Consider the following 19,030-nt stretch of genomic DNA (forward strand, 5'->3'; position numbering starts at 1 on the left):
TCACTAATCGCCCTCCGATTCAAGGTTTCTGCAATTGGTTGAAGATGAATGTTCTACTTGCCTGCGGTTTATCGAAGCCAGTCTTCATTGGTGTCAAAAGGTGAATGTCCCGGTCAGAGACAGGTGGATACGTCATCTTGTGCCGGCGGCTGCGAGTTCAATTATTACGATGTGTTCAGCCAGCGGTGGAAGCGATACCGGTAGTTATGAGCTGGCATGCACAAACGCTTTTGAATGAGGTGGTCGGCGAGCATATTGATCGGACCTGACGCCCCGAACGGGTTGATCAATCTGAGAGGAGAATTTTTCTTGCTCGGTGAGTTTTGATAAGTTTGCGATCATGCATATCCGTCCAGAAGTCTTTGATGACCGTGCTGCGGTGTATGCAGTTACGCATGCAGCCTTCGCCGGAATAGACCCGATGGTGGAACCTGAAGAGGTCTCACTTTTGCAAGAACTGTTCGACTGCGACGAGTATGACTCCAGGTTCTCGTTGGTCGCTTTGGATGGCACCGCTGTCATTGGCCACGTGATTGCCACGTGGGGGAACATCGCTGGCGTACCGACTCTCGGGTTAGGCCCACTAGCGGTAGCCCCGGAATACCAGCACCGCGGCGTCGGATCGATCTTGATGCAGAGCATCCATGATCAGGCCGAAGCAGAAGCTCTTGGTGGAATCGTCCTCTTGGGTGCTCCGGGCTATTACCGCCGATTTGGATATGAGCCGGCACTCGCGCGAGGAATCAACCCGAGCGACAGCACCTGGGGCGATCATTTTATGGTCCGGGTCTTTGATGAGCGGAAGCTGCCCACCGGTCATTACCAGTATGCCAAGCCCTTCGGTGTTTGACTCAGAATTCTCGGTAAAAAAGTAGCGAAGTGTTGCCTGAGCCTACCGCTACGCGTAGACATGAAACATGGCATCAGATCAAGATTTAGAGCAACTGTCCTTCACCGTCTCAGGATTTATCTCCAAAGAGATTTCCGAGGTTTACGAAGCCGTTGCTGATCCCGAAAAACTCTCTAGCTACTTCACCACTGGTGGGGCTAAGGGCCGTGCTGAAACCGGGGAAACGCTCACCTGGGATTTTCATGATTTCCCTGGCGCTTTCCCGGTCAAAGTCATTGAGGCGCAGTCCCCAAAGAAAATCGTGATTCAATGGGGCGCTGAGCACACCACCTCAGATAACGCGATGAACACCGTGACCTTCGATTTCACTTCCGTTGATAATGACACACGAACTAAAGTCGATATCACCGAAACCTCGTGGCAAGCCACCACTGATGGCGCCAAAGCGGCCTTTGGCAATTGCATGGGATGGACCGGGATGATGGCCGCGATGAAAGCTTGGCTGGAGTACGGCATCAACCTGCGTGAGGGCTTCTACAAGTAATCTCGACGAATCTAGCGGCGACGTCGGTAGTACAAGTGGGTGGCTAGCGAAGTTTCTCGTCGTGAGTAACGGTCCATATGCGACTCGATTGTTTCTACGGTGATCGCTTCGCCCTTGCCCAGCTGAATCGGCGCGATATGTAGGCGCAGTTCATCAATGAGTCCCTCGTTCAAGAACTGCACGATCGTGTTGGCGCCGCCAGCGATGGCTACCTGCCCTTCGCCGGCAGCTTCCTTGGCTTCGGAGAGCGCCTCCTGAATTCCGCGGGTGACAAACTGAAAACTTGTGCCACCATCAAGGCGAAGTGTGGGTCGAGGGTGGTGGCTTAGTACAAAAACCGGTGCGTGGTACGGAGGATTATCGCCCCACCAACCGCTCCAGCCGGACTCAAGGGCTTGTTCTGGTGGGCCAAACATATTCAGGCCCATGATGAACGCTGAGGCTTCGGTAATGGCCGCTATCTCGGCGGTATTTTCCTCGGTGCGCTCAAGTTGCCACCGATGCAGTTTCTCTCCGCCTTCGCCTAGCGGAGTTTCTAAGCATTGATTCGGTCCGGCGCAGAAACCATCAGAGGAAACCGTAACATCGCAAGTAACTAGCCCCATCACTAGACCTCAATTCATCATCGGAGAAACGCTTTGAGTATTGGTACTCCTACAGTGAACCGGTCAGAGAGTAGATGCAAGCAAATCACGCACGGAACGCGTCGAAGCTTAGGAATCAGCGTCCTTAGGAACACCAACAACATTCCACACCGTGGCGGCGTGCTTCTTTAGTAGTGCAGATTCCAAAACTACGGCGGCCTTGCGGTGCACACAAGTCACCCATCTGATCTCACCGTCCAGGCGGTCAATGGCGCGCCTTGCTACAGACTCAACTTTGTCTGCGGTTCCAGCTTCGGCCTGTTGGAGTAGTTCTTTCACCCAGGCGGGATCTGCCAGTGCCCGATCCATGGCATGTTTGCCTAGACCGGAGGTTGCGCCCTTGCCGGAAGAATAGATTCTTAACCGACCGCGCACACCCTTGCCGTTTCGTTCGCCGGCAGCTCCGATATACAGCGGTGGATTTGAGTCGCTGCCTTGCTGGCGAAACATGTAAACACCAGGAAGCGCCGGTGCTTCGTTGGCTGCCTGAGCAAAGGGGATCCACTCGGACCAGTCCAGCGAATCTAGGGTTTCGTCGCTGATAGGTACCAACGGTGCGTTTAGTCCCGGGGCGCCAGCGAATCCGAGCTGGGTGAGCAACGCGGGTTGCAGGTGCCAGTTGCCGCCGGGCTTATTCGGGATTTGGACACCGCCCTTGGGGCGCTGCTTTTGAAGGTAAGTTCTTAGATCCTTGGTAGGAACGCCAAGCTGGCTAGCTGCTACGTCTAACGAAAGTAGCTGCTCATCTTCTAACAATGATCTTCCTTCGGTGCTGGTCTAGGTCCGACTATTTTGTTGCCTAGTTCAATGGTGCCAGAAAACCCGGTAGGCGGGGCGCGAGCCTGACCTACCGGGTCTGTAATGATGAACTAGTCAATGGCGCGGTGCAACTTCGTGCTCAACCGTTCTAATTCGTGAAATTCTTCTTCGCTCAGTGCTGAACCCAAAAGCTCATGAAGATGTTTAACATGCTCACGGCCGATTTCCTGCTGAACTTTGAGACCTTGATCGGTCAGCGAGAGCCGTGAGGCCCGTTGGTCATCTGGATCTGCTTCACGGACTACCAGGCCTCGCTCTTCTAAGCGAGTGATCATTCGACTCAAACTTGGTTGGGTAATGAGCAGATGTTTGTTCAGATCAACCATGCGGCTTTTGCCTTCGGGGCAGTTGCGCAAATTGAACAATACGTCGTATTCGCGCATGGAGAGCTTGCCGAACTCGGGCATCGAATTGATGTGACGCATGACCGCCACCTGTGCTCGGAAGAGTGACTCCCAAGCATCGGTGGTGCTCTTGAGCGAGGCTACCGGTTTACTGGTCTCGGTCACTTGCTACTGGCTCCTTGGTATTTGCTAAGTCAGCTTCCATTTTAGCCCGGCGAGCTACAATCAAGCGTTCATGGGTTGGAGCTGGAGTCAGGTCGTTTGGAGCACGTGACTCCATTTCTTTGCGCAGTTCTGGCAAGACGTACTCACCAAACATGTCCAACTGATTCAGCACGGTCTTCAGTGGGAGACCTGCATGGTCCACCAAGTAGAGCTGGCGCTGGTAGTCGCCAAAGTATTCCTGGAAAGTCAGGGTCTTTTCGATGACCTGCTGTGGGGAACCAACGGTGAGCGGAGTTTGTGCGGTGAAATCTTCCAACGACGGACCATGGCCATAAACCGGCGCATTATCGAAGTATGGACGGAATTCTTTCACCGCCTGCTGCGAGTCCTTGGCCATGTAGAACTGGCCGCCAAGACCAACCACTGCCTGATGTGCTTTGCCGTGACCGTAGTGCTCGTAACGCTCACGGTACAGGTTGATCAGCTGCTGGTAGTGCTCCTTTGGCCAGAAGATGTTGTTGGCGAAGAAACCGTCACCATAGTAGGCAGCGATTTCAGCTACCTGTGGGGTACGGATTGAGCCGTGCCAGACGAACGGTGCAACATCATCAAGCGGACGCGGGGTGGAGGTGAAGTTCTGTAGGGGAGTACGGAACTTCCCTTCCCAGCTCACCACATCCTCATCCCACAGTCGGCGCAGTAGGTTGTAGTTCTCAACGGTCAGGTTCACTGAGTCCTGCATGTTTTTGCCAAACCATGGGTACACCGGTCCGGTGTTACCGCGGCCCAAGACCAAGTCCACACGACCATTGGAAAGGTGCTGAAGCATGGCAAAGTCTTCTGCGATTTTCACCGGGTCATTGGTGGTGATCAGCGTGGTGGTGGTTGAAAGAATAATTCGCTCAGTTTGCGCAGCGATGTAAGCCAGGGTAGTTGTCGGCGAGGAAGAGAAGAATGGACGGTTGTGGTGCTCGCCGATGGCGTACACATCCATACCAATTTCTTCTACCTTTTTAGCGATAGCTACCGAAGCGTCGATGCGCTCCTTTTCGGTCGGGATACGGCCGGTGGTTGGGTCGCGGGTGATGTCGCTGACTGAGAATACTCCGAACTGCATTTCCACTCCTGAATCTATGGGCTGTTGCGATGTGCGCTTGCCTCAAATTTATATGCGTATGCATGTAATAACAAGTTGAAGCGTCAAATATTCCCTGAGGCTTAGAAAACTCGCCGTCAGTTCCGATGGCGCAAGAAGCGGTACCAGCTAAACAAGGCATCGTGCACAGCGATGCTGGATGGGGCTCGGTGACGGGTGCTGACCATGAGTAGTGATCAATCTCGCCGGGTTTCGCGACACCGGTGATGATTGGTTATCGTAGTGAAGATGAATCAATCTAGTAGCGTTGTGCGCCTCGGTCAGCGGAGGATTCCTCCGATGACCTTAGTACGCATGGCGTTGCTCGTTGGTTCAGTTTTTATCGGCCTGCTTTCCATGCATGTGCTGCTGGCACCGGCCACACAGCCTCAGTCAGTTCCAGCAACGAGCCATGAACAGGTAGTTGCCCATCATGGGTCTCACGCCTCTGCCGATGCCAAGAGTGTTCCAGAAAGATCGCACGGTTGTGCTGACTGTCCGAGGGACCATGACATGGCAGCAGTAGGCTGCGTTCTCGCCTTGCTGGCGCTTTTGCTACTTGTGCGCCCTCCGAAGGTTCTAGGTATTTCCGCTGTGGTGGAGAGTATCTATCGACCAGTGAATGCCACCTCACGAGTATGGGCGACGAGGCCAGATTTGACCGCGTTGGGGATTTGTCGAACGTGAAATATTGGCAGGCGCTATCTTGACCTGCCGTTTCGCTCTTTTGTGCCAAGGCTAAGCCGGCACACGACATCTTTCACCCAACGTAGGAGTTTTTCTTGAAGGACAAAAATCTATATTTCAGCGCCCTGGCGCTAAGCACCCTGTTTGCATTCACCGCTTGCGCAGCCGAATCCGGGCAGGTGGCCGAACCAAGTTCCTCGGTTCACGACAGCGGACATCACGCTTCCTCGGCGCCAGCCACGGAATCGGGTGCCGCCAATTCGGCGGATATGAGTTTCGCCAGCGGAATGAAGGCCCACCATCAACAAGCTCTGGACATGTCCGAGGACCTGCTGAGCAAGGAAGATATTCCACAAGAGGTTCGGGAGCTGGCCGAAAAGATCAAGTCGGCTCAGGGGCCGGAAATTGAACTCATGAACAGTTGGCTAGCCGATTGGAAAATGCCTCAAGGCATGGATCACGGTCAAATGAACCACGGTGACGGCATGATTTCAGATGAAGACATTGCGGCCCTGAAAAAGGCCGAAGGAACTAGCGCTGCAAAGCTCTTTCTGCAGCAGATGATTACGCATCACGAAGGCGCGGTCGACATGGCCAAGACTGAAGTGGATCAAGGGTCAGATGCTGAAGCGATCAAACTTTCAAAAAACATCATTGAAGATCAAAATCGTGAAATTCAAGAGATGAAAGAGCTATTGAGCGGACTCTAATCTCGACGCTGTGCTGCTTCCCTATGAGGCAGTGAGCATTAGATAAAACTAAACGGTGAGTGCCGCATGGCACTCACCGTTTAGTTGAACTTATGAGGTATTCAGCTCTTTGAACGCAACTGATCGCGGTCACGCCAAGCTCCGGTTCCCCAGAGTGCCAGTGCAACCAGCGCCGGCTGGAAGAACAGCCGAGCCAATCGCTTGCCATCGGTATCTAAACCGAAGGCATCGCGGTGATCCAGTAGCTGTGCGATATTGCCGGGGAATACTGCGACAAAAAACAGTGCCACTATCCAACCGACGTGAACACGCTTCTTGAGCAGGGTCAGTAGCGATAGACCTAGACCCACTTCTGCCACGCCGGACAATATAACCACTAAGTCAGGATCCAACGGAAGGCTCTGTGGAACTTGCGCCTGGAATTCTTGGCGTCCAAAGCTCAGGTGGCTAACGCCCGCGTAGGTCAGGAATGCGCCGAGCACCAGACGTGCTGTATGCCTTGGCTTGCTGAGTTGATTAGTCATCAGAAACGGTGACGGTCACGTCGATGTTGCCACGGGTGGCGTTCGAGTATGGGCACACGGCGTGAGCTGCATCAGCAAGTTCCTGAGCAGCGTCGTGATCCATTCCGGGGATGATAACTTCCAGCTCTACCGACAGCTTGTAGGCATCGCCATCGCGGTGCAGGTTCACTCGGCCACCAACGCTGGAGTCCTCAACCTTGATCTTGCGTGCACGAGCCACGGTGTTTAGTGCGGAGTGGAAGCAAGCCGAGTAGCCGGCAGCAAAGAGCTGCTCTGGGTTGGTGCCAATTCCGGTTCCACCCAATTCCTTAGGGGCAGTCAAAACCAGATCAAGACGGCCATCCGGGGTCTGTGCGCGACCTTCGCGGCCCTGGCCGGTGGACAATGCTTCTGCGGTGTACAAGGTTTCCATGGTTCTGCCTTTCTTAGGGGGAATACGTGCTGGTGGGCAGTAAATTATTTGCTGTCCATAGTTGGGATCTCTTGCATTGATTCGGTAAGCCGATGCAATGAGTTCACCAAAGCTTTGGCGCTGGCGATGTCGGGTAGGCCCGTGCCGCAAGCGATTTGTTCTGGGATATGCGCTAGTTCATTGCGTAGATTGTTGCCCTGCTCGGTGAGTAGAACGTTGACTACGCGAGTGTCTGTCTCGCTGCGTTGACGCTTGATGAATTCTTTGCTTTCCAGTCGGCGTAACAGCGGGGAGAGCGTTCCGGAATCCAGCTGGAGCATCTCACCGATTTCTCGTACCGGCTGCGATCCTTCATTCCAGAGGATCACTAGGACCAGGTACTGGGTGTAGGTCAGTTTCCACGGAGCTAGCAGCTCGGTGTAGGCCCTGGTGGTAGCTCGGGTTGCCGAGTACAGGGAGAAACAAACCATTTCATCAACTATCGCCATGCATTAATCATTGCACGTAATTAGATTGTGCGCAACTTAAATTTGTGGTGAAGTGCTTCACGCGGTCATGATGTCCACGCTGAGCAATTGGCGGAGACTCTGAAGATGAAAAACGGCGGACCAGACACCGTTAGTTTGGTGTCTGGTCCGCCGCCTAGTCGAGGCCGAGATTAATCTTCAGAAGCCTTAGGGGACTTATTGATCATCTCTTCAATCGTCCGTCGTTCGCGACGTGTGCTCGGGATCTGGCCGGTCATGGGATGAACCACTGGATCATTCGAGACAGGAGCCTTAGAAGTCTTACTTTCGACTTTGTCAGTTAGGTCGGTTTCTGACTTTTCAGGCTTCTCGCCTTGAACCGTCGACTCACTGGCCGGGGCAGTGATCTTTGCGGTGGCCGAATTCATCGCCAGAGCAAGATCAGCGGAATCGGTCTGTTGTTGTGAGGAGTGCTTGCGATTGGCACGACGTGCCGCACGCTTTTCCTTGCGGGACTCCACCAAGCGGTAAAGCACCGGCACCAGGATCAAGGTCAGCAAGGTAGAGGTCACCAGGCCACCGATCACCACAACAGCCAGAGGCTGAGAGATGAAGCCTGACTGTCCAGTCAATCCAAGACCCATTGGAATCAGCGCAAAAATGGTGGCCAATGCGGTCATCAGAATCGGACGCAAACGTTGACGCGCACCATGGGTGATGGCATCTTCCAGACTCATGGCCGCACGCTCAGCGGAAGGCTGACGATATTGGTTGATCAAGTCGATCAGCACAATCGCGTTGGTGACCACAATGCCCACGAGCATCAACATACCAATCAGCGACGGCAGACCCAGCGGGATGCCCGAGATCAGCAGCAGACCGATGGCGCCGGTGGCAGCAAATGGAATGGATACCAAAAGCACCAGCGGCTGAATCAATGACTTAAAGGTGGCCACCATGATGACGTAAACAATGGCTACAGCAGCCAGCAATGCGAGGTAGAGCTGGTTGAACGAGTCTGCCTGCTCGGTGGCAGCGCCACCAATTTCTGCGCTGGCACCTTCTGGAAGATCTACCGAAACAAGCTTGGTAGTGACTTGTTTGGAAACCTTACCCAGCATGTTTTCATCCGGGGTCAGCGTCACCGTAGCGATGCGCTCACCATTAGAGGTGGTGACCTGCTGGACTACCTTGGTGCGATCAACCTTGGCCAGATCCTGCAGCTTCTTCGGACCCGTTGCGGTAGGGATCTGCAAGTCGCGGAGCTTCTGTACGCTATCGAGCTTGAGCCCCTCACCAATCTGTACCGTCAGGTCGGTGTAATCAAGGCGAAGCTTGCCGGCTGGAACAGGGGAGACCTGGCCAGCGACCATTCCGGCCAGCTGGGATTCGGTCAGACCCGCTGCTGCGGCCTTATCTGCATCGATGTCGATGGATACCTGCTCACGTTCAGCCGAGAGGTTGTCGGTAATACCGGAGACATACGCGGTGTCCTCAAGCGCCTCACGCATAGTCGCTGTGGCTTCCCGCAAGCTGTCTTCATTAGGAGCTTTGATCTCCACGGTGACGTCACTTGAGGTCATAGCCGAAGAATTGGAACCGTAGGTGACGGTCATGTCCTTGGACAGATCAAGGGAATCAACTTGCTCGTGGATCGTATCGGTCAGCTTTTCCTGATCTGCGTCCTTATCGGTAATGACGGTAAAGCTTGCGGTGTCTGAACCGGAAGCAAACATGGCCGCCATGCCGCTGGCGGTACCGACGGTCATCTGAACGTCTTCTACACCATCAATGTCGCCAAGCTTAGACTCAATCTTCTTGGCTTCATTAGTGGTTGTATTCAACGCGGTACCCGAAGGCATAGTGGCCTTGACCGTGATGGAGTTTTCGCCGGTAGAACCCAGCAGGTTGGTGTTCAGCAACGGGGTCATGGCTACGGTGCCAGCCAAGATCAGCACTGAGGCCAACAAGGTGATGACCGGGTGCTTCTGGGTAGATTTCAGCACTGGCTGATAAGCCCGCTGCATCCACGACTTATCTTCAGCAACGTGAACCGTGTGCGCCTTGGTGGTCCCTGGACGGTGCGGTAAGAACCAGTAGGCCAAAACCGGAACGATAGTCAAAGAGACCAGAAGTGAAGCGAGCAGTGCGATGGTCATGGTTAGCGCGAACGGGCTGAACAGTTCACCAGCCATACCGCCAACCATTGCGATAGGTAGGAAGACTGCCACCGTGGTCAGCGTTGCAGCCGTGATAGCACCGGCAACTTCCTTGACCGCTAGCAAGATGGACTGAGCCTTGGATTCACCAAAGGCAAGGTGTCGTTTGATGTTTTCAATGACCACAATCGAGTCATCAACCACACGGCCAATGGAGATGGTCAGTGCGCCCAAGGTGAGCATGTTCAGGGTGTAGCCAAAGACGTTCATTCCAATGAAGGTCATCATCAGCGACAGTGGAATCGAGATTGCGGTGACCAAGGTGGAACGCACTGAGAACAGGAAGATCAAGATAATGATGACCGCAAAACCAAGGCCCAGCGCACCTTCGATAGCCAAGTGGCTGATCGAGTCTTCAATAAATGGTGCCTGATCAAAGATCGTGGTCATAGTGGCCTTGTGGCCCAGCTCGGACTGAAGGTCCTCAACCATGTCAGCAACCGCGTGGGAGATGGCAACGGTATCGCCATCTGGGGTTTTGGTCACCGAGATGGAAAGAGTTTCTGCACCGTTGGTGCGGGTGATGCTGGTTGCTTCATCGGCCTTGACCGAAACATCTGCAACGTCCTTGAGCAGGGCTGGTCCATTATCCGTAACGATCGGGATGTTCTTGATAGCATCCAAATTATCCGGGGTTGAGCCGGCAATAACGGGCAACTGGAGACCGTCCACGTTCATATTGCCCACCGGAATTGGTGAGCCGGCGTTCTCGATGCCGTCCTTCAAATCGGAGACGGTCAGCCCGGCACGGGACATCTCAGCGTTTTTCGGTTTCACCGCAATGTGCTGGGTCGCACCACCAGAAACTGAGGCTTCACGGACTCCGTCAATCTTCTGTAGCTTGGGAAGTGCAATTCGCTTAACGTCGTCATTGAGCGACTCCAAGGACTCATCCGAGGAGACAGCAAGCATCAGTACCGGAAGATCTGCGATGGATCCGGCCAGCGCTGTTGGCTCAACGTCATCAGGTAATTGGGACTTGGCGTTAGAGATCGCGCGGTCTACTTGAGAACGGGCACGATCCATATCGGTGCCGTACGCAAAGGTTAACGCAATGCGGGTGAATCCGGCCTGCGAGGTAGCGCTGGAAGATTCAAGACCCTCAACAGCCTGCAACGCCGTTTCAAGCGGAGCGGCAACCTGCTCATCGATGACATCAGGACTTGAACCTGTTTGGGTAGCCATGACGGAGATCTGCGGGAACTCCATGGAGGGGATTAGTTCCTGTTTTAGTGATCCCATGGAGATCACACCAAAGATGGCGGCGAAGACCGTAATTAGCGCAATGAGCGCTCGGTTCTTCAATGACAAGGTGGCCAAGCGTTGCATGCGGGTGTAGTCCTAGCTAGGTCGCAGTACGGATGAAGTGCTTGGAACCAATTCTAGTTTGTTGTGCATGCGCAACTGTCCACTAAAGAGTTAAAACGGTAAAGATCATCCGTGAGGAGTAGTGGCACAAACAAACCCCTCGCGGACTGTTGTCCGCAAGGGGTTTGTAAGTTCTTCAAGTGCGCGGGTTAGGCACGGACGTTGCCACCAGAAACGGCCGCAAATTTGTCGATTATTTCCAATTCTTCGGTGGAGAACTCAAGATTATTGACCGCAGCCAACGAGTCTTCCAACTGCTTCACGCTCGATGCACCAACCAAGGCGGAGGTCACTGGCGTGCCAAGTGGCTGGTCGCGCAGCAACCACGCGATAGCCATCTGGGCCAACGACTGCCCGCGCTTGGCAGCAATATCGTTGAGCCCGCGGATACGGTCCAGGATCTCGTCGGTGATTGCCGACTCGGAGAGGAATCGTCCCTTGGTGGCGCGCGAGTTTTCCGGGATTCCATTCAGGTACCGGTTGGTCAGCAAACCCTGGGCCAATGGCGAGAAGGCAATAGACCCAGCACCTACCTGCTCCAAGGCTTGGAAGACGTTAGGGTTCTCTGCTTCGGTCCAGCGGTTAAACATTGAGTAGCTTGGCTGATGAATGAGTAGTGGAGTGCCAAGTTCCTTGAGGATTCGTGCTGCCTCCAGTGTCTGGGCAGGGGAGTACGAGGAGATACCTGCGTACAGTGCCTTGCCTGAACGGACTGCTTGATCCAGTGCGCCCATGGTTTCTTCCATAGGTGTCTCAGGATCTGGGCGGTGGCTGTAGAAAATATCTACGTAGTCTAGGCCCATGCGTTCGAGGGACTGGTCAAGGCTGGACAGCAAATACTTGCGGGAGCCGCCATCACCGTAGGGGCCAGGCCACATGCGGTGACCGGCCTTGGAGGAGATGACCAATTCGTCGCGGTAAGGCTTGAAGTCTTGGGCCAGGTGGCGACCGAAGTTCTTTTCAGCGGTACCATCCGGTGGACCGTAGTTATTGGCCAGATCAAAGTGTGTGACACCTAGATCAAAGGCACGGCGCAGGATTGCGCCCTGCTCGTCAAAGCGTTTGTCATCGCCAAAGTTATGCCACAGTCCCAACGAAATAACGGGAAGCTTCAGACCGCTACGTCCAACGCGGCGGTAGGGCATGGAGTCGTAACGGTTTCCCGCTGCGGTATAGGTCATTGGTACCTTTCAGCATTCCGCGCGGGGTTGGCCGGCGCAGGAAATTTTGAGACTAAAAACAGTTAGTGTGAAGTAGACAACCTTTTTGAGGATACAGGAATTGTGATCTGTGGTTCTTGGTGTGGCCCGTGTGGAAATAAATTGTTCGGAGCAAGAAGTTCTATGGAATGAGGGATGCTTCCAATGTCGGTCATAGACGAGCGTTTCGGGTTGGCAGACCGCCAGGTCGAGTCTTTTCGGTACCGAATGAGTTACCTGACGATTCTTGGTATCTAGATCTATACCGTGCCGTGGTTAGGGAATGAATAGCTTCAGCCCAAAGAGTCGCTTTTATGAAAATTTGGTACTTTCTGGTGGTTGCAAGATTTCTAGGAAAAGTATTATGCCTGCTTTACGTCAACGTTCTAATGAAGTTTCTGTTCAGTAACAATTAGAGCCGTAAACTTATTTGTCTGAATTTCTCTAAAATGTCGGAAGCTGGACGTACGCTTGGGGCTACTTGGTGGGGATTGATTGGGGCCATCAAGTTCACTCTCAAATCAGTTCCTAGGAGGACAAGTTGTCCACTCGTTTTAATCCACCGCCAGCCTGGCGGCCTTACCTTCCGCACGATTTTGTCCCTGGTGTCCAATGGACCCCAGAGCCTTCTTGGGGCGCTCCGCCAGCCGGATGGCCTCTGTGGGTTGACATGAATACCGGAGCTGCTGCTGAACCGCCGATCGAGTATTCGCAGAACCCGTTCCTGTTCATGTCTGTAGTGCCGGATTGGGGAGCAACAAATAGCGCTTCACTTGGTTCCTCGCCGCTTGGGTTGCCTGTGTCTTCCGCCAAGAAGCGCCTTGGGCGAGGAAAGAAAATTGGCCTCGGCGTTCTAGGGGGAATCGTTGCCATTGTTGTCATCGCTGCGCTTAGTGGTGGGGGCGAAGACGGGGGTGGTGACCCGGTAGTTGCAAGTCCAAGCGCCAATGTTGCTGCAAGCGCCTCGAATATCGCGCTGGCCGAGGAACCGTTGGCAAGTGCCTCTGCTTTTTCTGAAGCTGACGAAAGCTCTAAAGAAGCGGCGGAGGAACAGGCCAAGGAAGAAAAAGCTGCGGCAAGTTCAGCGGCCGCTGCCGAAGAGAAAGAAAAGGCCGCGGCGGAAGAAAAAGCAAAGGCTGAGGAAGAAAAGAAAGCTGAAGCTGAAGCTAGCGCCAAGGCTAAGGAGGAAGCGGAAGCTTCGGCGAAAGCGGAAGAAGAAGCTGGGACACTTAGCCAGCAAAATGCGCTGAATAAAGCTGCTGATTATTTGGAATATACCGCTTTTTCAAAGACTGGTCTCGCTGGACAGCTTGAATTTGAGGGTTTTTCAAAATCCGAAGCTGCTTGGGCGGTTGAACGCGTCACTGTTGATTGGAACGAACAGGCCGCGTTGAAAGCTGCCAGTTACTTGGAATATACGTCATTCTCAAAGTCAGGGCTGGTCAAACAGCTGGAATTTGAAGGCTTCACCCAGAAGCAGGCGGCATATGGGGTAAGCACAACGGGTCTGTAGCTACGATGCTGAGTGACTATCATTTTTGTGATGGCTGAGAGGCAAGTCTCGAGCTTTGTTGCTGGTGTCTAGTTGCTCATGGTGTGGTTAACGTAAAAAGGTCCGTCCACCAATTGGTGGACGGACCTTTGAACGTAGAACTAGATTAGTCCCAGAGTCTTATCGGTAGCAGCCTTAACCTCAGCGTAGAGCGCTGGGTTTTCATTCAGCTTCTGACCGTAAGAAGGAATCATGTCCTTGAGCTTCGACTCCCAGCCGGCGAACTGCTTAGGGAAGCAGCGCGAGAGCAGGCCAACCATGATTGGGGTTGCGGTCGAAGCACCAGGCGAAGCGCCGAGCAGACCGGAAATGGAGCCGTCCGAAGAAGTGATGACCTCGGTTCCGAACTGAAGTACACCGCCCTTCTTGGCATCCTTCTTGATGACCTGTACACGCTGACCGGCGGTGATCAATTCCCACTTGGAACCATCGGCACCAGGGAAGTACTCGGTCAGCGCCTCGTCCTTCTTAGCGCGGGACTTGAGAACTTCCTTGATCAGGTAAGTAGTCAGATCTAGATTGTCCTTGCCAACAGCCAACATCGGAATGAGGTTGTGTGGGCGCAGCGACAGTGGAAGATCAAGCTGGCTGGTGGACTTCAAGAAGTTCATCGAGAATCCAGCGTAAGGGCCGAACATCAGCGAGCGCTTGCCATCAACAAAGCGGGTGTCCAAGTGTGGAACCGACATTGGAGGAGCGCCAACCGAAGCCTGGCCGTAAACCTTAGCATTGTGCTGGTTCACGATGGTCTCATCGGTGCAACGCAAGAACTGACCGGAGACTGGGAAGCCACCGAAGCCCTTGATTTCATCAATGCCTGACTTCTGCAGCAGTGGCAGTGCGCCGCCACCTGCGCCAACAAAGACGAACTTTGCCTTGACGTTCTTTACTGTGCCGGAGGCCTTGTCCTTGACGGTCAGTTCCCAACCAGCACCGGAGCGCTTGAGGTTCTGAACCTTGTGACCGTAGTTCACCGAAGCACCAGCGGCGCTCAGCGAGTTGGTCAAATCTGCGGTGAGGCGACCGAAGTCAACGTCGGTACCCGAGGTTACGCGTGAAGCTGCAACCTTCTGCGAAGCGTCGCGACCCTGAGCAACGAGTGGAGTCCACTGATTGATGGTGTCTAGGTTGTTGGTGATTTCAAGTTCCTCAAACAGAGCGTTGGGCTTCAGTGCCTCGTAACGGGTCTGCAGGTACTTGGAGTGGTCCTCGCCGATAACAAACGACATATGAGGAAGCGGGTTGATGAAGCTGTTGTCAGCAACGCGCTTGTTGTCCACGGCCCAGGAGAAGAACTGGCGGGACATCTGGAACTGTTCGTTGATGCCAATAGCCTTGGCTGGATCAACCGAACCGTCAGCAGAAGCTGCGGTGTAGTTCAACTCGCACAGGGCCGAGTGGCCGGTACCAGCGTTGTTCCAAGGGGAGGATGACTCCAACCCCGCCTTGTCTAGGTTCTCAAAGAGACCAATAGACCAGGTTGGTTCCAGCTGGTTGATCATGGTGCCAAGAGTGGCACTCATGATGCCGGCACCGATTAGTACTACGTCAAAAGATTCGGTTGACGTTTCAGAAGGCACGAGGATCTCCATCGACAGTGATACTTTGCTCTATCCCAGAGTAGACCTAACCACCCTTGGGTTAGAAATCGTTAACTGGGTTAATGCTGATTAACTCTTTAGGGCTGGTGAATTAGTCATCTGCACATCGGCGTAGCATTCGTTGAGCATCGGCGATGGGGGATAGAAGGTGACGTTTCCGTTGAACGCCAAGGCTGAGATTGGGAAGACCAGTGGCAACAAGGGTAGATCCTCATCCAATGTCTTCAGAATGCTTGCGTAGGCATTAGTGCGTTCTTCTCCCGAAGGAATGGAACGAGCAAGCAAGATTTGTGAGTCAAGTAACGCTGACTTGTATCCGAACTCATTAGCTTTATTTGCCAATATTCCGGAGAAGAAGTCATCTGCTGAGCGGTAGCCTCCGGAGAACCCGAGTAGGTGCAGCCCGTTAAATTCACTTGATTGCACGGTTTTCACATAGCCATCGGTCCACGCGATAGGACGAGGCTTGATACGAATGCCTACCTTGGCTAGGTCCTCTGAGATCTGAGCAAAGGTACGTTCAGGAAGTGGGAGATAGTTGCGCGATACCCGTAGTGGGTAGGCAAACTCAATTTCTTCTCCCTTGTAGTTGATCTCATCCAGAAGTGCCTTGGCCTTGGACTCATCATGACTCGGCGTATTTTCTGGACTGGGAATGTTCAGCGCTGGCGGCAAAATGGTGGCCGCGTACTTTGATCCCTGAATGAATAGTTTGTCAGCCAGTGAAGTCCTGTTAGTTGCATGGGCAATGGCCTTGCGGAACTCAGGCTTTGCTAGCCACTTGTTGCGCTGATCCATGCCGAGGTACAGCACGGAGAATGGGTCACGCTGAACAACTACCTTTGCATTGCGTACCAAGGTGCGCATGGTGTCAACGGAGACCATATCGAATCCATCAACTTCTTCGGCCAGCAAGGCGCCCTCCCGGTTATACGGGGAAGGTATGGAAGAAATGAGAACTACTTCTGGGTGTTGCTTATTGTCTGTGAGCCGCTTCTGATTCCAGTAGTCAGCAAAGATCTCGAGACGAACAACAACCTTGTCCAAAGAAACAAACTTATAGGGACCGGTGCCGACCGGTGCGGTAGCCAAAGATTCGGCAGGGTTATCTTCTGGTCCACCGGTCAGGCCGCTAGGTGCAGCAATGGCCATTCCTGGAAGAGTGAATGCCTCAATAAGATCTGGCAGGCGGCGGCGCAAACGTAGAGTGACTTCGTATTTGTCGGTGGCTTCCACCGACCTGAAGTAGCTTGCGCTCCCACCCTTTGACTTACCAGTAAAGAGGTTGGTGGTGAATTGCTTTTGCAGCTCCGTTAGCTGTTGAACACGTTCTTGCTGTGTGGCCAGTTGTTCTGCCGAAGCGGATTCGCCGTCCTTGACCTCCGGCTCAAGATCGTCGGCCTTAGGGAGCTTGGGAATGTCACAGTCGTAGTGGAAAACGTCAAAGAAACCCTGCGTCGACGAGGCGGTTTGGGAGCTGGACAGGGATTCCCAACGTTTGAAGTTGGCAATAACGCCGGCTGCAATCAGCTCGGTGCCGTCGTGAAAGAGCACACCTTCACGCAATTTGAAGACGTAGGTTAGTCCGTCTGTACTTTCACTCCAAGACTCTGCCAGTCCTGGAATTGCGCCACCGGTATCCAGATCAATATTAACGAGCGTCTCGTACACCTGACGAGTGACGCGGAACGACTCATTGTCGGCAACCACGGCTGGATCTAACTTGATCGGCGGAGCCGAGGCGGACAGGCGTAGGGTCCGGGGAATCGGGGTGCTTGAGGCAGAAGCATTGGAAGACGGATCGGCTTGAGTGCCAGATTTTCCAGTGCAGGCGGCCAATGCCAGAGCGGTTGTCGCCAAAGTACCGGTCAGCATTGCGCGTCGAGATACGAGACTTAGTGGCAAATCGGGCACTGGGATGGCTCATCTTCCTTTAGCAAGCAACGTTCTATGCCGCACGCACCAATAACAATGGTGGACTAACGGTATTTATCAAAGATAGCGCACCATCGCTATAGCCCCGGGGCTAAAACTCCCGGGGTCGATAAGTGTCACCTAATTGTTAGCTGCGGTGCACAACATTCTCGCCAAAATCTCCCTCGGACCATTGAACTAGCTGTCGCTTGAGGAGCTTGACCATACGCGGGAAGAAGGCTGCAGTATTTCCGCCGTTGTGGGGAATGATCAGCGCGTTGGGATGCTGCCACAAGGGGTGATCTTTAGGCAGTGGCTCCGGGTCGAACACATCCGAGGCAACGTTGAGGCGTCCAGAGGCGACTTCTTTAACCAAAGCATCGGTATCAACCACCGGTCCGCGAGCAACATTCACGATCGTTGCGCCGTCGGGCAGCTGCGCCAAGAGCTCAGCGTCAACAAGATGATGGGTGGAATCGGTGAGCGGCACAATCAAGATCAGTACTTCTATATCTGCAGCGTGCTGGGAAAGTTCGTTGGTGGAAAGGATTTCGCCGTGCTCATCTGCACGAGCGGTTGAACCAAAGCGCAGCAGGTTTACCTCAAAAGGTTCCAGACGCTTGCGAATTTCTTCACCGATTCCGCCAACACCTACCAGTCCTACGGTTCGATCAGCCAGACCAGGCCACTGCTGCGGGTTCCAGCGGCCGTCCTGCTGGTCTCGAACTGCCTGCGGGAATCCACGCAGGGACGCAATAGCCAGACCGATGGCCATCTCTGCAGTTGATGCCGCGTGCACTCCGGCTGCTGTGTTGATGTTTGCCCGGTCTCCAATCAGATCCACTAAGCCGTCAAAGCCGGTGGTCTGGGTCTGAACAATCTTCAAGTTAGGTGCCTTGCGGATGTTTTTCAGGGCGGCTGGGTTAGCCATATAAGGCATGACCGCAATTTCAATCTCGTCTAGGGGAGTCTGCGGGTCGTTGACCAGATCCCACAGCACTGGTTTGAGATTCTCGGGGAATGAGCCCACCGCATCAATCAAATCTTGGGAAGGGAGAGAAATTGTTTGTTGTCCACTCATGGATTCACTGTACAAACCGAAGCGATCCTATGGAAGTAACGCCTAGTCATATCCTGTAATGAAGGTCACCGGTCCGCGGTGGGTATCGAATTTGCGCTGGGGGATAAAGCTGGTAAAGTTTTATCTCGTTGCGAAAGCGCGGAGCCCAAAAGCTTCTAGAACATCGCAGCGGGCGCCTCTAGCTCAATTGGCAGAGCAAATGACTCTTAATCATTAGGTTTCGGGTTCAAGTCCCGAGGGGCGCACCAACATATTGATCGTTTCGATGAGCAATATGTTCACAAAAGAATAAAACGCGCCTCTAGCTCAATTGGCAGAGCAAATGACTCTTAATCATTAGGTTTCGGGTTCAAGTCCCGAGGGGCGCACCAAAGAAAATAGGTCAGACTTCGGTCTGGCCTATTTTTGTTTTCCCGGATTCTCGAGACCTGAATTCAAATTTCGTTCCTTCTGCCTGTAGGCCCGTGTTCTGCGTGGAAACCACAAGGCACGGAAGGTAATGTGAGGCGCTGCATAGACAATATGGTGTGGCGTGAGTTACTTGGTGGTCAGTTGGCCTATCGTAAATCAGGGGTTGACTAGTAACTACGCGCTCATTAGCGGCAGATTGACCGGGTTTTGTTTTTTGGTCGGTTACTGCTTATGATTATCTACGTTGCAAAGATAACTTCTTCAAAAGAACTAGTCAGAGCGATATGCGCCTCTAGCTCAATTGGTAGAGCAAATGACTCTTAATCATTAGGTTTCGGGTTCAAGTCCCGAGGGGCGCACAGTAAATCCGATCTGATTCATCAG

At 53.5% G+C, this 19,030-nt stretch carries 17 protein-coding genes and 3 tRNA genes; 8 read left to right on the plus strand and 12 right to left on the minus strand.

Features of this window, described 5'->3' with window-relative positions; all coding sequences use genetic code 11:
• The first annotated feature begins 316 nt into the window (after positions 1-316).
• Both AC1Z3F_RS03740 and AC1Z3F_RS03745 read left to right on the plus strand, forming a co-directional pair.
• Positions 317-850: a GNAT family N-acetyltransferase gene (locus AC1Z3F_RS03740; protein WP_131087945.1), complete on the plus strand. Its 534-nt coding sequence runs from the start codon at positions 317-319 to the stop codon at positions 848-850.
• A gap of 67 nt (positions 851-917) precedes the next feature.
• Positions 918-1,394, plus strand: a complete 477-nt coding sequence (locus AC1Z3F_RS03745; RefSeq protein WP_262197961.1) for an SRPBCC domain-containing protein — start codon at positions 918-920, stop codon at positions 1,392-1,394.
• Between the two features lie 11 nt (positions 1,395-1,405).
• Here the strand turns inward: AC1Z3F_RS03745 and AC1Z3F_RS03750 are convergent, their stop codons facing one another.
• From AC1Z3F_RS03750 to AC1Z3F_RS03765, 4 genes are all read right to left on the minus strand, one after another.
• Complete coding sequence (locus tag AC1Z3F_RS03750; protein WP_262197960.1) at positions 1,406-1,999, minus strand: dihydrofolate reductase family protein; 594 nt, start codon at positions 1,997-1,999, stop codon at positions 1,406-1,408.
• Between the two features lie 108 nt (positions 2,000-2,107).
• Positions 2,108-2,794, minus strand: coding sequence for a hypothetical protein (locus AC1Z3F_RS03755; RefSeq protein ID WP_262197959.1), 687 nt, complete (start codon positions 2,792-2,794; stop codon positions 2,108-2,110).
• Between the two features lie 113 nt (positions 2,795-2,907).
• Positions 2,908-3,366, minus strand: a complete 459-nt coding sequence (locus tag AC1Z3F_RS03760) for a MarR family winged helix-turn-helix transcriptional regulator (RefSeq protein ID WP_444613207.1) — start codon at positions 3,364-3,366, stop codon at positions 2,908-2,910.
• On the minus strand, positions 3,350-4,483 hold the full coding sequence (locus AC1Z3F_RS03765) for an LLM class flavin-dependent oxidoreductase (protein ID WP_483566578.1): 1,134 nt from the start codon (positions 4,481-4,483) through the stop codon (positions 3,350-3,352). Before AC1Z3F_RS03765 ends, AC1Z3F_RS03760 begins: the two co-directional genes overlap by 17 nt.
• A gap of 318 nt (positions 4,484-4,801) precedes the next feature.
• Between AC1Z3F_RS03765 and AC1Z3F_RS03770 the strand changes: the two genes are divergently transcribed.
• A complete protein-coding gene (locus AC1Z3F_RS03770) occupies positions 4,802-5,188 on the plus strand; it encodes a DUF6153 family protein (protein WP_483566579.1) in 387 nt (128 codons plus the stop codon).
• 95 nt (positions 5,189-5,283) lie between these two features.
• On the plus strand, positions 5,284-5,898 hold the full coding sequence (locus AC1Z3F_RS03775; protein WP_483566580.1) for a DUF305 domain-containing protein: 615 nt from the start codon (positions 5,284-5,286) through the stop codon (positions 5,896-5,898).
• Positions 5,899-5,999: 101 nt separating this feature from the next.
• Here the strand turns inward: AC1Z3F_RS03775 and AC1Z3F_RS03780 are convergent, their stop codons facing one another.
• The 5 genes from AC1Z3F_RS03780 to mgrA all read right to left on the minus strand — a co-directional run bounded on the left by AC1Z3F_RS03780 (position 6,000) and on the right by mgrA (position 12,069).
• On the minus strand, positions 6,000-6,422 hold the full coding sequence (locus AC1Z3F_RS03780) for a DoxX family protein (RefSeq protein WP_131087952.1): 423 nt from the start codon (positions 6,420-6,422) through the stop codon (positions 6,000-6,002).
• Positions 6,415-6,834 (minus strand): organic hydroperoxide resistance protein, encoded by a 420-nt coding sequence (locus AC1Z3F_RS03785; protein WP_131087953.1) that lies wholly within the window; start codon positions 6,832-6,834, stop codon positions 6,415-6,417. Before AC1Z3F_RS03785 ends, AC1Z3F_RS03780 begins: the two co-directional genes overlap by 8 nt.
• Positions 6,835-6,878: 44 nt before the next feature.
• Entirely contained in the window at positions 6,879-7,322 is a 444-nt protein-coding gene (locus AC1Z3F_RS03790) for a MarR family winged helix-turn-helix transcriptional regulator (protein ID WP_242632426.1), read from the minus strand.
• A gap of 170 nt (positions 7,323-7,492) precedes the next feature.
• On the minus strand, positions 7,493-10,849 hold the full coding sequence (locus tag AC1Z3F_RS03795; protein WP_483566581.1) for an efflux RND transporter permease subunit: 3,357 nt from the start codon (positions 10,847-10,849) through the stop codon (positions 7,493-7,495).
• A 188-nt stretch (positions 10,850-11,037) separates the two neighbouring features.
• Positions 11,038-12,069: an L-glyceraldehyde 3-phosphate reductase gene (gene mgrA, locus AC1Z3F_RS03800; RefSeq protein ID WP_131087955.1), complete on the minus strand. Its 1,032-nt coding sequence runs from the start codon at positions 12,067-12,069 to the stop codon at positions 11,038-11,040.
• 688 nt (positions 12,070-12,757) lie between these two features.
• Here mgrA and AC1Z3F_RS03805 point away from each other — a divergent pair.
• A complete protein-coding gene (locus tag AC1Z3F_RS03805; RefSeq protein ID WP_483566582.1) occupies positions 12,758-13,600 on the plus strand; it encodes an Ltp family lipoprotein in 843 nt (280 codons plus the stop codon).
• 140 nt (positions 13,601-13,740) lie between these two features.
• On the opposite strand, the gene AC1Z3F_RS03810 is transcribed toward AC1Z3F_RS03805, so the two are convergent.
• The 3 genes from AC1Z3F_RS03810 to AC1Z3F_RS03820 all read right to left on the minus strand — a co-directional run bounded on the left by AC1Z3F_RS03810 (position 13,741) and on the right by AC1Z3F_RS03820 (position 18,235).
• Complete coding sequence (locus AC1Z3F_RS03810; RefSeq protein ID WP_483566583.1) at positions 13,741-15,231, minus strand: malate:quinone oxidoreductase; 1,491 nt, start codon at positions 15,229-15,231, stop codon at positions 13,741-13,743.
• Positions 15,232-15,309: 78 nt separating this feature from the next.
• Positions 15,310-17,154 (minus strand): ABC transporter substrate-binding protein, encoded by a 1,845-nt coding sequence (locus tag AC1Z3F_RS03815; protein ID WP_131087957.1) that lies wholly within the window; start codon positions 17,152-17,154, stop codon positions 15,310-15,312.
• Between the two features lie 148 nt (positions 17,155-17,302).
• Complete coding sequence (locus tag AC1Z3F_RS03820) at positions 17,303-18,235, minus strand: 2-hydroxyacid dehydrogenase (RefSeq protein WP_483566584.1); 933 nt, start codon at positions 18,233-18,235, stop codon at positions 17,303-17,305.
• Between the two features lie 172 nt (positions 18,236-18,407).
• On the opposite strand from AC1Z3F_RS03820, the gene AC1Z3F_RS03825 reads away from it, so the two are divergent.
• From AC1Z3F_RS03825 to AC1Z3F_RS03835, 3 genes are all read left to right on the plus strand, one after another.
• Positions 18,408-18,483, plus strand: a tRNA-Lys gene (locus AC1Z3F_RS03825).
• A 47-nt stretch (positions 18,484-18,530) separates the two neighbouring features.
• Positions 18,531-18,606, plus strand: a tRNA-Lys gene (locus tag AC1Z3F_RS03830).
• A gap of 326 nt (positions 18,607-18,932) precedes the next feature.
• Positions 18,933-19,005: transfer RNA gene (locus tag AC1Z3F_RS03835), tRNA-Lys, on the plus strand.
• Positions 19,006-19,030 lie beyond the last annotated feature (25 nt).

The sequence above is a fragment of the Glutamicibacter sp. MOO4 genome, from assembly GCF_056934395.1.

What these genes read in the sequence shown, in the direction of transcription:
- AC1Z3F_RS03780 (WP_131087952.1), bottom strand. Translation starts at nt 6,422, where the DNA reads ATGACTAATCAACTCAGCAAGCCAAGGCATACAGCACGTCTGGTGCTC.
- AC1Z3F_RS03750 (WP_262197960.1), bottom strand. Translation starts at nt 1,999, where the DNA reads ATGGGGCTAGTTACTTGCGATGTTACGGTTTCCTCTGATGGTTTCTGC.
- AC1Z3F_RS03795 (WP_483566581.1), bottom strand. Translation starts at nt 10,849, where the DNA reads ATGCAACGCTTGGCCACCTTGTCATTGAAGAACCGAGCGCTCATTGCG.
- AC1Z3F_RS03745 (WP_262197961.1), top strand. Translation starts at nt 918, where the DNA reads ATGGCATCAGATCAAGATTTAGAGCAACTGTCCTTCACCGTCTCAGGA.
- mgrA (WP_131087955.1), bottom strand. Translation starts at nt 12,069, where the DNA reads ATGACCTATACCGCAGCGGGAAACCGTTACGACTCCATGCCCTACCGC.
- AC1Z3F_RS03785 (WP_131087953.1), bottom strand. Translation starts at nt 6,834, where the DNA reads ATGGAAACCTTGTACACCGCAGAAGCATTGTCCACCGGCCAGGGCCGC.
- AC1Z3F_RS03790 (WP_242632426.1), bottom strand. Translation starts at nt 7,322, where the DNA reads ATGGCGATAGTTGATGAAATGGTTTGTTTCTCCCTGTACTCGGCAACC.
- AC1Z3F_RS03805 (WP_483566582.1), top strand. Translation starts at nt 12,758, where the DNA reads ATGAATACCGGAGCTGCTGCTGAACCGCCGATCGAGTATTCGCAGAAC.
- AC1Z3F_RS03820 (WP_483566584.1), bottom strand. Translation starts at nt 18,235, where the DNA reads ATGAGTGGACAACAAACAATTTCTCTCCCTTCCCAAGATTTGATTGAT.
- AC1Z3F_RS03765 (WP_483566578.1), bottom strand. Translation starts at nt 4,483, where the DNA reads ATGCAGTTCGGAGTATTCTCAGTCAGCGACATCACCCGCGACCCAACC.
- AC1Z3F_RS03770 (WP_483566579.1), top strand. Translation starts at nt 4,802, where the DNA reads ATGACCTTAGTACGCATGGCGTTGCTCGTTGGTTCAGTTTTTATCGGC.
- AC1Z3F_RS03810 (WP_483566583.1), bottom strand. Translation starts at nt 15,231, where the DNA reads ATGGAGATCCTCGTGCCTTCTGAAACGTCAACCGAATCTTTTGACGTA.